Source organism: Streptomyces sp. NPDC037013 (genome assembly GCF_055607265.1).
The window spans coordinates 289,413-303,201 of the sequence record NZ_JBVJRV010000003.1 but is presented as its reverse complement, the minus strand read 5'-3'; the positions used below and the strand labels follow the sequence as shown (position 1 = coordinate 303,201).

The 13,789-nt window shown below is 70.5% G+C and carries 12 protein-coding genes; 10 read left to right on the top strand and 2 right to left on the bottom strand.

Going from position 1 to position 13,789, the window contains the following annotated elements; genetic code table 11:
* Positions 1-107: 107 nt before the first annotated feature.
* Complete coding sequence (gene aceE / locus ACZ7DY_RS11275) at positions 108-2,840, bottom strand: pyruvate dehydrogenase (acetyl-transferring), homodimeric type (RefSeq protein ID WP_471133049.1); 2,733 nt, start codon at positions 2,838-2,840, stop codon at positions 108-110.
* A gap of 369 nt (positions 2,841-3,209) precedes the next feature.
* Here aceE and ACZ7DY_RS11270 point away from each other — a divergent pair, with 369 nt between their 5' ends.
* The 6 genes from ACZ7DY_RS11270 to ACZ7DY_RS11245 all read left to right on the top strand — a co-directional run bounded on the left by ACZ7DY_RS11270 (position 3,210) and on the right by ACZ7DY_RS11245 (position 7,765).
* Positions 3,210-3,641: a DUF3052 domain-containing protein gene (locus ACZ7DY_RS11270; RefSeq protein WP_471133048.1), complete on the top strand. Its 432-nt coding sequence runs from the start codon at positions 3,210-3,212 to the stop codon at positions 3,639-3,641.
* A gap of 180 nt (positions 3,642-3,821) precedes the next feature.
* On the top strand, positions 3,822-4,289 hold the full coding sequence (locus tag ACZ7DY_RS11265) for a peroxiredoxin (RefSeq protein ID WP_471133046.1): 468 nt from the start codon (positions 3,822-3,824) through the stop codon (positions 4,287-4,289).
* A 112-nt stretch (positions 4,290-4,401) separates the two neighbouring features.
* On the top strand, positions 4,402-4,977 hold the full coding sequence (locus ACZ7DY_RS11260; protein ID WP_471133044.1) for a TerD family protein: 576 nt from the start codon (positions 4,402-4,404) through the stop codon (positions 4,975-4,977).
* Between the two features lie 114 nt (positions 4,978-5,091).
* Positions 5,092-5,667 carry a TerD family protein gene (locus tag ACZ7DY_RS11255; RefSeq protein WP_471133041.1) on the top strand — a complete coding sequence of 192 codons (576 nt, stop codon included), beginning with the start codon at positions 5,092-5,094 and terminating at the stop codon, positions 5,665-5,667.
* Positions 5,668-5,731: 64 nt separating this feature from the next.
* Positions 5,732-6,877: a DUF475 domain-containing protein gene (locus ACZ7DY_RS11250; protein ID WP_471133038.1), complete on the top strand. Its 1,146-nt coding sequence runs from the start codon at positions 5,732-5,734 to the stop codon at positions 6,875-6,877.
* A gap of 147 nt (positions 6,878-7,024) precedes the next feature.
* Complete coding sequence (locus tag ACZ7DY_RS11245) at positions 7,025-7,765, top strand: TerD family protein (protein ID WP_471133035.1); 741 nt, start codon at positions 7,025-7,027, stop codon at positions 7,763-7,765.
* Between the two features lie 40 nt (positions 7,766-7,805).
* Here ACZ7DY_RS11245 and ACZ7DY_RS11240 read toward each other — a convergent pair whose 3' ends face one another.
* On the bottom strand, positions 7,806-8,669 hold the full coding sequence (locus ACZ7DY_RS11240) for a TerD family protein (RefSeq protein WP_471133033.1): 864 nt from the start codon (positions 8,667-8,669) through the stop codon (positions 7,806-7,808).
* A 245-nt stretch (positions 8,670-8,914) separates the two neighbouring features.
* Here ACZ7DY_RS11240 and ACZ7DY_RS11235 point away from each other — a divergent pair, with 245 nt between their 5' ends.
* From ACZ7DY_RS11235 to ACZ7DY_RS11220, 4 genes are all read left to right on the top strand, one after another.
* Positions 8,915-10,099, top strand: coding sequence for an HpcH/HpaI aldolase/citrate lyase family protein (locus tag ACZ7DY_RS11235; RefSeq protein ID WP_471133032.1), 1,185 nt, complete (start codon positions 8,915-8,917; stop codon positions 10,097-10,099).
* A gap of 122 nt (positions 10,100-10,221) precedes the next feature.
* Positions 10,222-12,726 carry a phosphoribosyltransferase gene (locus ACZ7DY_RS11230; RefSeq protein WP_471134492.1) on the top strand — a complete coding sequence of 835 codons (2,505 nt, stop codon included), beginning with the start codon at positions 10,222-10,224 and terminating at the stop codon, positions 12,724-12,726.
* A complete protein-coding gene (locus ACZ7DY_RS11225) occupies positions 12,723-13,616 on the top strand; it encodes an HAD family hydrolase (RefSeq protein WP_471133030.1) in 894 nt (297 codons plus the stop codon). The genes ACZ7DY_RS11230 and ACZ7DY_RS11225 overlap by 4 nt, the downstream gene beginning before the upstream one ends.
* Entirely contained in the window at positions 13,565-13,780 is a 216-nt protein-coding gene (locus ACZ7DY_RS11220; protein WP_471133028.1) for an FmdB family zinc ribbon protein, read from the top strand. The genes ACZ7DY_RS11225 and ACZ7DY_RS11220 overlap by 52 nt, the downstream gene beginning before the upstream one ends.
* Positions 13,781-13,789 lie beyond the last annotated feature (9 nt).

The window sequence follows — 13,789 nt, the reverse complement described above, 5'->3', positions numbered from 1 at the left end:
ATCGTAGAAAACGTCGGGGAAAACGCCGGAGGGCGGCGGGCCCGATGGCCCGCCGCCCTCCGCACGAGGCGCCGTGCTGACGCGCGCGCACGCCGCGCGTGTGCTCCCTACGCGTCGCCGCCGGCCGCACCCGGGTCGGCGGCCGTGACGTCGAGCAGCTGGTAGCGGTCGATCGCCTGCTTCAGGAGCGAGCGGTCGACCTTGCCCTCACGGGCCAGTTCGGTCAGCACGCCCACCACGATCGACTGCGCGTCGATGTGGAAGAAGCGCCGGGCCGCACCGCGCGTGTCGGCGAAGCCGAAGCCGTCCGCGCCCAGCGACTGGTACGTGCCGGGCACCCAGCGGGAGATCTGGTCGGGGACGCTCCGCATCCAGTCGGAGACGGCCACGAACGGTCCCTCGGCGCCGGACAGCTTCTGCGTGACGTACGGGACGCGCTGCTCCTCCTCGGGGTGCAGGAGGTTGTGCCGCTCCACGTCCACGGCGTCGCGGCGCAGCTCGTTCCAGGAGGTCGCCGACCAGACGTCCGCCTTGACGTTCCACTCCGAGGCGAGGATCTGCTGGGCCTCGACCGCCCACGGCACCGCGACGCCGGACGCGATGATCTGGGCCGGGATGGCGCCCCGCTCACCGGACTTGAAGCGGTAGATGCCCTTGAGGATGCCCTCGACGTCCACGTCGGCGGGCTCGGCCGGGTGCTGGATCGGCTCGTTGTAGACGGTGAGGTAGTAGAAGACGTCCTCGCTGTCGGGGCCGTACATCCGGCGCAGGCCGTCCTTGACGATGTGCGCGATCTCGTACCCGAAGGCCGGGTCGTAGGCGACACAGGCCGGGTTGGTCGAGGCGAGCAGCTGCGAGTGGCCGTCCGCGTGCTGCAGGCCCTCGCCGGTCAGCGTGGTGCGGCCGGCGGTGGCGCCGAGGACGAAACCGCGCGCGAGCTGGTCGGCCATCTGCCAGAACTGGTCGCCGGTGCGCTGGAATCCGAACATCGAGTAGAAGACGTAGACCGGGATCAGCGGCTCGCCGTGGGTGGCGTAGGCCGAACCGGCGGCGATGAGGGAGGCCGTGCACCCCGCCTCGGAGATGCCGTCGTGCAGCATCTGGCCCGTCGGCGACTCCTTGTAGGCGAGGAGGAGTTCGCGGTCCACGGCCTCGTACTGCTGGCCGAGCGGGTTGTAGATCTTCGCGCTCGGGAAGAACGCGTCCATGCCGAAGGTGCGGTACTCGTCGGGGGCGATCAGCACGAAGCGCTTGCCGATCTCCTTGTCCCGCATGAGGTCCTTCAGGATGCGGACGAACGCCATGGTGGTGGCGATCGACTGCTGGCCCGAGCCCTTCTTCGCGGCCGCGTACGTCTTGTCCTCGGGGAGCGGCAGCGACTTGGCGCGCACCACGCGGGTCGGGACGTAACCGCCCAGGCCCTTGCGGCGGTCGTGCATGTACTGGATCTCTTCGGAGTCGCGGCCCGGGTGGTAGTACGGCGGGGCGCCGTCCTCAAGCTGCTTGTCCGTGATCGGGATGTGCAGGCGGTCGCGGAAGCCCTTGAGGTCGTCGACCGTCAGCTTCTTCATCTGGTGCGTGGCGTTGCGGCCCTCGAAGTTCGGGCCGAGGGTCCAGCCCTTGACCGTCTGGGCGAGGATCACCGTCGGCTGGCCCTTGTGGGCCTTGGCCGCCGAGAACGCAGCGTAGATCTTCTTGTGGTCGTGACCGCCGCGGCCCAGGTGGAGGATCTGGTCGTCGGTCATGTTCTCGACCATGGCGCGCAGCCGCTGGTCGTCGCCGAAGAAGTGGTCGCGGATGTAGGCGCCGGTCTCCGTCGCGTACGTCTGGAACTGGCCGTCGGGCGTGGTGTTCAACTTGTTGACCAGGATGCCGTCGCGGTCCTGCGCGAGCAGCGGGTCCCAGCTGCGGTCCCAGACCAGCTTGATGACGTTCCAGCCGGCGCCGCGGAACTGCGACTCCAGCTCCTGGATGATCTTGCCGTTGCCGCGTACCGGGCCGTCCAGGCGCTGCAGGTTGCAGTTGACGACGAAGGTGAGGTTGTCCAGGCCCTCGCGGGCGGCGATGGAGAGCTGGCCGAGCGACTCGGGCTCGTCCATCTCACCGTCGCCGAGGAACGCCCAGACGTGCGACTTGGAGGTGTCCGCGATGGAGCGCGCCTCCATGTAACGGTTCATCCGCGCCTGGAAGATCGCGCCGAGCGGGCCGAGGCCCATGGAGACGGTCGGGAACTCCCAGAAGTCCGGCATCAGACGCGGATGCGGGTACGACGAGAGGCCGTTGGGCGCCTTGGACTTCTCCTGGCGGAACGCGTCGAGCTGCTGCTCGGAGAGCCGGTCGAGGAGGTAGGCGCGGGCGTAGATGCCGGGGGACGCGTGCCCCTGGAAGAAGATCTGGTCGCCGCCGTCGCCCTCGTCCTTGCCGCGGAAGAAGTGGTTGAAGCCCACGTCGTAGAGCGAGGCGGAGGAGGCGAAGGTGGCGATGTGGCCACCGACGCCGATACCGGGGCGCTGGGCCCGGGAGACCATCACCGCGGCGTTCCAGCGGGTGGCGTTCAGGACCTTGCGTTCGATTTCCTCGTTGCCGGGGAAGAACGGCTCGTCCTTGGTGGCGATCGTGTTGACGTAGTCCGTGCTGCGCATCTCGGGCACGGCGACACGCTTCTCGCGCGCCCGCTCGATCAGCCTGAGCATCAGGTAGCGGGCCCGTTCCCGGCCGCGTTCGTCGACCGCGGCGTCGAGGGAGTCGAGCCACTCCTGGGTCTCTTCGGGATCGAAGTCCGGGACCTGACTCGGCAGGCCGCCAATGATGATCGGGTTGCGATCGGATCCGGAAGCCACGCTGTTCCTTCGCTGTCGGGGCTCTCGCCTGGGGTTCTGCCTGGCCGTGCACCGCTCCCCATCGTGTACCTCGTGGAAGCGCACGTCATGTCTACCGATGGGTAACCGAGACGTTCATTCGGCGACCCTGGGGTAGGCTCGGCCCAAATCGCAACGATACGCCCATCCTGCCTAGTCGCTTCGTAGAGGCGTTCGGTCTCATACGGATGTGGCGCCCGTTGCGGCGACACGGTCGGGAACGTCACCGTTTCGGCGGTCTCGGCGGCCGGGTACTTGCGCGATCCGCCCCGCCCGTGTGGACTACGGCCAACGCCCCGCGTACGCGCGTGGCTGACAGGCATTCCCAAAAACATGATCAGGAGGCAATCCGTGAGCGCGACCGCGGACCACGCGGAGACGAACCTTGCCGTAAGGCTTGGTTTCCAGCCCGACCAGGTGGTCCAGGAGATCGGCTACGACGACGACGTCGACCAGGAGCTCCGCGAGGCCATCGAGCAGGCCACAGGCACAGAGCTCGTCGACGAGGAGTACGACGACGTGGCCGACGCCGTGGTGCTCTGGTTCCGTGAGGACGACGGGGACCTGACTGATGCGCTGGTGGATGCCATCGCGTACATGGAGGAGGGCGGCTCCATCCTGCTGCTGACTCCCAAGACCGGCCGTGACGGTTACGTCGAGCCGAGCGAGATCGGTGAGGCGTCCACCACCGCGGGCCTGTCCCAGACCAAGAGCATCAACGCCGGCAAGGACTGGAACGGCAGCCGGCTGATCACCCCCAAGGGGGCGGCGAAGAAGCGCTAGCCCCCGGCTGAGCCCCGGCCCCAGAGCACGATCGTGAGGCCCCCACCGACGCACGTCGGCGGGGGCCTCACGCACGTGGGCGCGGCTCCGGCGCACGCGTGGCGCCGTGATCGGCGGACGTAGGGTGGTTCTCACCCGAACAGCCCCACCCGAGGGGCTCCGTCGAAGGGATGCGTAGTCATGGCGCTCGCTGGAATCGCGACCGGCACCAAGGCCCCGGAATTCGAGCTGAAGGACAACCACGGCCGGACCGTGCGGCTCTCGGACTTCCGCGGCGAGAAGAACGTGGTCCTGCTCTTCTACCCGTTCGCGTTCACCGGCGTGTGCACCGGCGAGCTCTGCGCGCTGCGGGACGCCCTGCCGAAGTTCGTCAACGACGACACCCAGCTGCTCGCCGTCTCCAACGACTCCATCCACACGCTGCGCGTCTTCGCCGAGCAGGAGGGCCTCGAGTACCCGCTGGTCTCCGACTTCTGGCCGCACGGCGAGGTCAGCCGCGCCTACGGCGTCTTCGACGAGGAGAAGGGCTGCGCGGTGCGCGGCACCTTCATCATCGACAAGGAGGGCGTGGTGCGCTGGAGCGTCGTCAACGACCTGCCGGACGCCCGTGACCTGAACGAGTACGTCAAGGCGCTCGAAACGCTCTGAGCGAGCCCTGTTTCCGCTCGCGGCCGGGAACCGGTCACTAGGATCCACACGTTGATCCGATGGCAAGCAACGCTTGGGGCTCCCCGCCCCTGGACACCAATTGGGAGGACTCGTGGGAGTCAGCCTCAGCAAGGGCGGCAACGTATCGCTGAGCAAGGAGGCGCCGGGCCTGACCGCGGTTCTGGTCGGCCTCGGCTGGGACGTCCGCACCACCACAGGTACGGACTTCGACCTCGACGCCAGCGCGATCCTGACGAACGCGGAAGGCAAGGTCACCAGCGACCAGAACTTCGTGTTCTTCAACAACCTGAAGAGCCCCGACGGCTCCGTCGAGCACACCGGTGACAACACCACCGGTGAGGGCGAGGGCGACGACGAGGCGATCAAGGTCGACCTGGCCTCGGTCCCCGCCGACGTGGAGAAGATCGTCTTCCCGGTCTCCATCTACGACGCCGAGACCCGCCAGCAGTCGTTCGGCCAGGTGCGCAACGCGTTCATCCGCGTCGTCAACCAGGCCGGTGGCGCCGAGATCGCGCGGTACGACCTCTCCGAGGACGCCTCGACGGAGACCGCGATGGTCTTCGGCGAGCTGTACCGCCACGGCGCGGAGTGGAAGTTCCGCGCCGTCGGCCAGGGGTACGCCTCGGGCCTGCGCGGCATCGCGCAGGACTTCGGCGTCAACGTCTGAGCCGAAGACATCTGAGCCGAAGACACCCTCGCGCTCCGCGTCCGGCGCCGCACCACACGCGTGCGGCGCCGGACGTGCTCACGACCTGCTTCTCACTCGGGGAGGACCATCACCATGGGCGTCACACTCGCCAAGGGAGGCAACGTCTCCCTCTCCAAGGCCGCACCCAACCTCACCCAGGTCCTGGTCGGCCTGGGCTGGGACGCGCGCTCCACCACCGGCGCCCCCTTCGACCTCGACGCCAGCGCCCTGCTGTGCCAGGCGGGCAGGGTCCTCGGCGACGAGTGGTTCGTCTTCTACAACAACCTGAAGAGCCCCGACGGCTCCGTCGAGCACACCGGGGACAACCTCACGGGCGAGGGCGACGGCGACGACGAGTCGCTCCTGATCGACCTCTCCAAGGTGCCGGCCGGCTGCGACAAGATCATCTTTCCCGTCTCGATCCATGAGGCGGACAATCGCGGCCAGACGTTCGGCCAGGTCAGCAACGCCTTCATCCGCGTCGTCAACCAGGCGGACGGACAGGAGCTCGCGCGCTACGACCTCAGCGAGGACGCCTCGACGGAGACCGCCATGATCTTCGGCGAGGTGTATCGGTACGGGGGCGAGTGGAAGTTCCGCGCGGTCGGACAGGGGTACGCGTCGGGTCTGCGCGGTATCGCTCTAGACTTCGGGGTCAACGTTTCGTAAAGCCGGGGACCGGCGCGGGGGAGACCGCTAAACGGGAGCCCGTACATACACGATTGGGTAGCCAGTGCTTCTGAAAACCTTCGGCTGGTCGTTCGCGGTCACCGCGCTCGGCTTGGTCGCCGCGGTGCTCTACGGGGGGTGGACAGGCTTCGGCGTCGTGGCGATCCTGTCCATCCTCGAGATCTCGCTGTCCTTCGACAACGCGGTGGTCAACGCCGGAATCCTGAAGAAGATGAGTGCCTTCTGGCAGAAGATCTTCCTCACCGTCGGCGTGCTGATCGCCGTCTTCGGCATGCGGCTCGTCTTCCCCGTCGTGATCGTCGCCATCAGCGCAAAGATCGGCCCGATCGAAGCGGTCCGTCTCGCTCTCAACGAGAAGGACCACTACAAGCAGCTGGTCACCGACGCGCACCCGTCGATCGCCGCCTTCGGTGGCATGTTCCTGCTGATGATCTTCCTCGACTTCGTCTTCGAGGACCGGGACATCAAGTGGCTGGGCTGGCTGGAGCGCCCGCTCGCCAAGCTCGGCAAGGTCGACATGCTGTCGGTCTGCATCGCGCTCGTCGTGCTCCTGGTCTCGGCGATGACCGTCGCCACCCACGCCCACCAGCACGGCGGCGCGCATGTGGACAAGGCGCAGACGGTCCTCATCTCCGGCATCGCGGGGTTGATCACGTATCTCGTGGTCGGCGGCCTCTCCGGCTACTTCGAGAACAAGCTGGAGGAGGACGAGGAGCGCGAGCACGAGGAGGAGGAAGAGGCCAAGCGGACCGGCAAGAAGGTCCCGGCGGTCGTGATGGCCGGCAAGGCCGCCTTCTTCATGTTCCTCTACCTCGAGGTCCTGGACGCGTCCTTCTCCTTCGACGGCGTCATCGGCGCCTTCGCGATCACGAACGACATCGTCCTGATGGCGCTCGGCCTCGGCATCGGCGCCATGTACGTCCGGTCCCTCACCGTCTACCTGGTCCGCCAGGGCACCCTCGACGACTACGTCTACCTGGAGCACGGCGCGCACTACGCGATCGGCGCCCTCGCCGTGATCCTCCTGGTCACCATCCAGTACGAGATCCACGAGGTCATCACCGGCTCCGTCGGCGTCATCCTGATCGCCTGGTCCTTCGTCTCCTCCGTGATCCGCAACAAGCGCATGGCGGCGGCCGAGGGACAGGGCAGCTCGGGTGAGAAGGCCGAGGTCTCCTCAGGAGTCTGAGACTGACCGATTCCCTTGCCTCGCCGTCCGATTCCGGTTCCCGGAGTGTGACGGCGGCCGGGGCGAGGAACGCTCTGTGCGGGGCGGCCGTCGAGGAGATGTCCTCATGGCCGCCCCGTCGGTATTCGGGCAACATTTGGGGGCGGAATGTCCTTCTGGGACGGTCTGTGGCGTGGGCGTTCGATGGACTTCGAATCGGGCAGCGCCGCCACCAACTCGATCGAACTGACCAAACGGCACCCGACGGTCTCGCTCTCCAAACAGGGCGCGGCCACCGGCAACCTGCGCGTCAACCTCTCCTGGCAGATGCGCACCTCCGACATCATCGGCAAACCGCCCCGGGGCGGCGGCCTGCTGCGGCACCCCTTCAAGCTGTTCCAGCCCGACGTGGTGCAGGCGCACACCCAGGGCGTGGTCAACGTCGACCTCGACATCGGCTGCCTGTACGAGCTGATGGACGGCACCAAAGGCGTCGTACAGCCCCTGGGCAGCTTCTTCGGCAGCCTCAACGCCCCGCCGTTCGTGAAGCTCAGCGGCGACGACCGGTTCGGCTCCCCGTCCGGCGAGACGATCTACATCAACCTCGACCACCGCGAGTCCATCAAACGGCTCCTGGTCTTCGCCTACATCTACGACCAGACGCCGGCCTTCGACCGTACGCACGCGAAGGTCACGCTCTACCCCAGCAACGGGCCGCGGATCGAGATCGACCTGGACGAGCGCCAGCCGCAGGCCCGCTCCTGCGCGGTCTTCACCATCGAGAACGTGAAGGACGAGCTGACCGTGCGCCGCGAGGTGAAGTTCGTCTACGGCTTCCAGGCCGAGCTGGACCGGCTGTACGGCTGGGGACTCCAGTGGGGCCGGGGCTACAAGTCCAAGGTCGGCTGAGCCCCGCTCCTCTCGTCCCGGACCTGCTCGCCCCCCGCCCTCAGCGGGGCAGGAACTGCGGGCCCTGCGGAGGCAGCCGGAAGTTCGGGTCCGGCATCGGCGTCACCGGCTGCGGATAGCCGTACGACGGCTGGGCGACCGGGGCCGGCTGCGTCATCGGCGTCGGCTGCGTGGGCGCCGCGGGCGGGTAGCCGTAGGAGGGCTGGGGCGCCGGGTGCCGCGGCGGCTGCGGGTAGCCGTAGGCGGGCTGCGGGGCCGGCTGGGCGGCCACGGACGGCTGCGCCACCGGCTGCCGGGGCACGGGCTGCTGGGGCGGCAGCGGCTGGGACGCCGAGGGGGCGGGCTCCGGAGCGCCCGGGTCCGAGTCGTCCACGGAGATGCCGAAGTCGGAGGCGAGCCCCTCGAGGCCGTTGGAGTACCCCTCGCCGAGCGCGCGGAACTTCCACCCCTCGCCGCGGCGGTAGAGCTCCCCGCAGATCAGCGCCGTCTCCTCGCCGGTCTGCGGCGTGATGTCGAAGTAGGCGAGCGGCTCGCCGTCGGCCACCGTGGCGTCGTACAGGAGGATCCGCAGGGCGGGTACGTGCTCGAAGGAGACGCCCTCCGCCGACGCGGCCAGGAGCACCCGGCTCACCGCCGGGTCCATGCCCGCCAGATCCGTCTGGATCGTGTCGGTCAGCCCCTCGGCGACGCGCTTCTTGCCGAGCCGCCAGACCTTGCCCGCCGGGTGGCGCGGCTGGTTGTAGAAGACGAAGTCCTCGTCCGAGCGGACCCGGCCGTCGCCGCCGAGCAGCAGCGCCGACGCGTCGACGTCCGGGACGCCCTGGCCGGGGGTCCAGCGGAGCACGGCGCGGACCGCCGAGGCTTCGAGCGGGACGTTCGACCCCTTCAACATGGCGTGCGTCATGCGGTCATCCTGCCTTCCCCCGCACGGGTGGTACAACGCGGGGGGCCCAAGGTCCCGACCGCGTCACCAGGCTCCTGACCTGCGGGTGCTGCGAGCGTGCGACGGTTGTGTGGTGAGCATGTGTGACATGGCCGGGTTACCTGAAGTTCATGCCCGGAGGGAACCCCCGGCACCCGTCTCTACGTACTATTACCGGCCACCTCAATCGGCCCACGTCGGCGAAACAGGCGATAGCAAGGAGTCACATGCGTCATTTCGGGCACATCGCCCCTGAGGTGCGGCAGCGCCTCTTCCACCGGGAGCCGTGTGCCTTCACCGCGGACTCCCCGCCGCAGCTGCTCGCACCGGCGCTCGGCGCCACGCTCTACAGCCCGGCCACCCGCCCCCGCCTCGCCGACGACATCCTGAAACAGGCCGGGCGTGGCGTGGTCTCGATGGTGATCTGCCTGGAGGACTCCATCGACGACGCGGAGGTCGCCGACGCCGAGGCGAACCTGGTCCGGCAATTCGCCGACCTGGCGGAGCGGGACGCCGAGCCGCCCCTGCTCTTCATCCGCGTCCGCACCGCCGAGCAGATACCCGACCTGGTCCGCAGGCTCGGCCCGAGCGTGCGCCTGCTGTCGGGGTTCGTGCTGCCCAAATTCACCGAGGAACGCGGCGTCCCGTTCCTGGAGGCGCTGACCGCCGCCGAGGCGGAACTGCCCGCCGGCCCGCCGGGCACCGGCCGCCGGCTCTTCGCCATGCCCGTCCTCGAATCGCCCGAGCTGCTGCATCTGGAGAGCCGCGCCGAGACCCTCGCCGGGATCGCCCGCACCGTCGACAAGTACCGCGACCGGGTCCTGGCGCTGCGCCTCGGCGTCACCGACTTCTGCTCCGCGTACGGGCTGCGCAGACCGCCGGACATGACCGCCTACGACGTGCACATCGTCGCCTCCGTCATAGCCGACGTGGTCAACGTCCTCGGCAGGGCCGACGGCACGGGCTTCACCGTGACCGGCCCGGTCTGGGAGTACTTCCGCGTCCAGGAGCGGATGTTCAAGCCGCAGCTGCGCCGCAGCCCCTTCCTGGAGAGCCGGGCCGAGGAGCTGCGGCAGGCCCTCATCGAACACGACATGGACGGCCTGCTCCGCGAGATCGAGCTCGACCGCGCCAACGGCCTGCTCGGCAAGACCTGCATCCACCCCTCCCACGTCCTGCCCGTGCACGCGCTCTCCGTGGTCAGCCACGAGGAGTTCAGCGACGCCGAGGACATCCTGCGCCCCGAGCGCGGCGGCGGCGGGGTCCTGCGCTCCTCGTACACGAACAAGATGAACGAGGTGAAGCCGCACCGCGCCTGGGCCGAGCGGACCCTGCGGCGCGCCGAGGTCTTCGGCGTCGCCAAGGAGGACATCGGCTTCGTGGAGCTGCTCACCGCGGGACTGCCCGCCTGACCGGCAGGGCCACCCGCTCGACGGCGGCGATTCCGCCGGACCGGCCGGCCTTCCGCCGGCCACTGAACACAAGGGACATGACGTACGTGACTGAAGACGCGAAGCCGCCGACGACGAAGGCGATGGGACCGGCGGGGTCGGCAGAGCCCGCGGGTGCCGCGAGTCCCGCGGGGACGACCGTGTGGTCGGGGAGCTGGGTCGCCGAGCGGCTCGGCGTCGCGATCGACGGCGACGAGGCGCTGCCCGGCATGCTCGGCCTCGCGCTGCGCCGCAACCCCAAGCGGGCGCACCTCCTGGTCTCGAACGTCCTCGGCAAGCACGTGCCGCAGCACCCCTCGGTCGTGTACGGGGCCGGCCACGGCCTCGGCCTCCGGGTCCGTGAGCTGCTCGGCGACGACGAGGCCCGGCGCGCCGTCGTCCTCGGCTACGCGGAGACCGCGACGGGCCTCGGCCACGCCGTCGCCGACGGCCTCGCCCTCGCCCCCTACCTGCACTCCACCCGCCGCCCCGTCGCGGGCGTCGAGCGCGCGGGCGGCTTCGAGGAGTCCCACTCGCACGCCACGTCGCACCTGCTGCTGCCGGAGGACCCGCGGCTGCTCGCGGGGGACGGCCCGCTGGTCCTGGTCGACGACGAGTTCTCCACCGGCAACACCGTCCTGAACACCATCCGCGCCCTGCACGAGCGCTTCCCGCGCGAGCGGTACGTGATCGTGGCCCTGGTCGACATGCGCTCGCCCGATGACCGGGAGCGCCTGGCCGGTTTCGCCCGCGAGCTCGGCGCGCGCGTCGACCTCGTCGCGACGGCGTCCGGGACGGTGCGGCTGCCCGACGGCGTCCTGGAGAAGGGCCGCGCGCTGGTCGCCGAGCACGAGAAGCACGAGGCGCGTGGGGCGCACGAGGGGCAGGAGAGTGCCGTCGTCCCGCGGCCCCGCGCCGGACGCGGCCCCCTCACCCGCGTCGAGCTCGGCTGGCCCGCCGGCGTGCCCGACGGCGGCCGCCACGGCTTCACCCCCGCCCACCGGACCGCCCTGGAGGCGGCGCTGCCGGGCATGGCGGCCCGCGTCGCCGACGCGCTGCCGGCCGGGGCGCGCCGGGTGCTCGTCCTCGGCTTCGAGGAGCTGATGTACGCGCCGCTCGCGCTCGGCGTCGAGCTGGAGCGCCGCACCGGCGCCGAGGTGCTGTTCTCCACCACGACCCGCTCGCCCGTGCTCGCCGTGGACGACCCCGGCTACGCGATCCGCACCCGCCTCGCCTTCCCCGCGCACGACGAGCCCGCCGACGGGCCCGGGACGCGGTACGCCTACAACGTCGCGGGCGGCGGCTTCGACGCGGTCCTCGCCGTCGTGGACTCGGTCGCGGACACCCCGCGGCTGCACGCCCCCGACGGCCTCCTGGCCCAGCTCTCCGCACACACCGGACACGTCCTGCTGGCCACCGTCCCCTCGTACGTCCCCGAAAGGCCCTCCATGCTCCCCGAGCCCCTCCGCGGCCCCGCGTTCTCCTCGTACGCGCCCGAAGACGTCGGCTGGCTGCTCCAGGACCTCTCCGGGGTGACGCTCGAAGCGCCCACGGAGGAGCGGGAGGAGGCGATACAGAGCGGTGGCGCGCACTACGCCGAGTCGTTGCCCGTCGAGTACCAGCCGAGCGAGCGCTACCAGGAGCTGTTCCGCTCCGCGCTCGACACCTCCGCCGCCCGCATCGCGCAGGCCGTCGGCACGGTCACCGAGACCGTGCTCGCCGAGCGGTCGCCGCGCCCCGTCCTCGTGTCGCTGGCCCGCGCCGGCACGCCCGTCGGCGTCCTGATGCGCCGCTGGGCCGCGCACCGGCACGGCCTCGACCTGCCGCACTACGCCGTGTCGATCGTGCGCGGCCGCGGCATCGACGCCAACGCGCTGCGCTGGCTCGCCGCCCACCACGACCCCGCCGACGTCGTCTTCGTCGACGGCTGGACCGGCAAGGGCGCGATCACCCGCGAACTGGCCGACGCCGTCCGCGCGTTCGAGGCGTCCGGTGGCCCCGCGGGCTTCAGCCCGGAGATCGCGGTGCTCGCCGACCCCGGTTCGTGCGTCCGCACCTACGGCACCCGCGAGGACTTCCTCGTCCCCTCCGCCTGCCTCAACTCCACGGTGTCGGGGCTGATCTCGCGTACGGTGCTCCGAGCCGACCTGGTCGGACCGGACGACTTCCACGGCGCCAAGTTCTACCGCGAGCTCGCCGGTGCCGATGTCTCCGGCGACTTCGTCGACACCGTCGTGGCCCGCTTCGGCGAGGTCGGTGACGCGGTGGACGCACAGGTCAAGGAGGCGCTGTCCGCCGACAGGGCGCCGACCTGGGAGGGTTGGGCCGCCGTCGAGCGGATCAGCGAGGAGTACGGCATCCACGACGTCAACCTGGTCAAGCCGGGCGTCGGCGAGACGACCCGCGTGCTGCTGCGCCGCGTCCCCTGGAAGATCCTCGCCCGCGCGGGCGCCGGTGCGGACCTCGACCACGTGCGGCTGCTCGCCGAACAGCGCGGCGTCCCCGTCGAGGAGGTCGGCGAACTCCCGTACACCTGCGTGGGGTTGATCCACCCCAAGTACACACGCGGGGCGACGGGCGCGGACGGCAGGGCGGTGGCCTCCCGATGACCGCGATCGTCGCGAGCGACCTCGACCGCACCCTCATCTACTCCGCCGCCGCGCTCGGCCTCGCCATGCCGGACGCCGAGGCGCCGCGGCTGCTCTGCGTCGAGGTCTACCAGGGCAAGCCGCTCTCGTACGTCACCGAGACCGCGGCCGGGCTCCTCGACGAGCTGGGCCGCTCCACCGTCTTCGTGCCGACCACGACCCGCACCCGCGAGCAGTACGGGCGCATCCATCTCCCGGGCCCCGCACCGCGGTTCGCGATCTGCGCCAACGGCGGGCACCTCCTCGTCGACGGCGTCTCCGACCCCGGCTGGCAGGCGGCGGTCGCGCGCCGGCTGTCCGCCGAGTGCGCCTCGCTCGACGAGGTCCGCGCCCATCTGGTGCGGACCGCCGACCCGGCCTGGCTGCTCAAGGAGCGCGTCGCCGAGGACCTCTTCGCCTACCTCGTCGTCGAGCGCGCCCTGCTGCCCGACGCGTGGGTCGAGGAGCTCGCCGCGTGGGCGCGGACCCGCGGCTGGACCGTCTCGCTCCAGGGCCGCAAGCTGTACGCCGTGCCGAAGCCGCTCACCAAGAGCGCGGCGGTGCGGGAGGTGGCGCGGCGGACCGGCGCCGAGGAGATCCTCGCCGCGGGCGACTCGCTGCTCGACGCTGACCTGCTGCTCGCCGCCGACCGCTCCTGGCGGCCGGGCCACGGCGAGCTGGCCGACACGGGGTTTCGCGCGCCGGGTCTCACGGTGCTCGCGGAGCGCGGGATCGCGGCGGGCGAGGCGATCGCCAGGGCGTTCCTCGGGGCGTGCGGCGGGCGGCTCCCCGCGGCGGGGGCGCCCGTTAGCCTGGACCCATGCCTCGATACGAATACCGCTGCCGGTCCTGTGGCGACACCTTTGAACTGAGCCGCCCGATGGCCGAGTCGGCCGACCCCGCGACGTGCCCCGCCGGGCACGAGGACACGGTGAAGCTGCTGTCGACCGTCGCCGTCGGAGGCGCCGCGCCCGCGCCCCGCGGTGGTGGCGGGGGCGGCGGCGGTGGGTGTTGCGGCGGGGGCTGCTGCGGCTGACGTGACGCA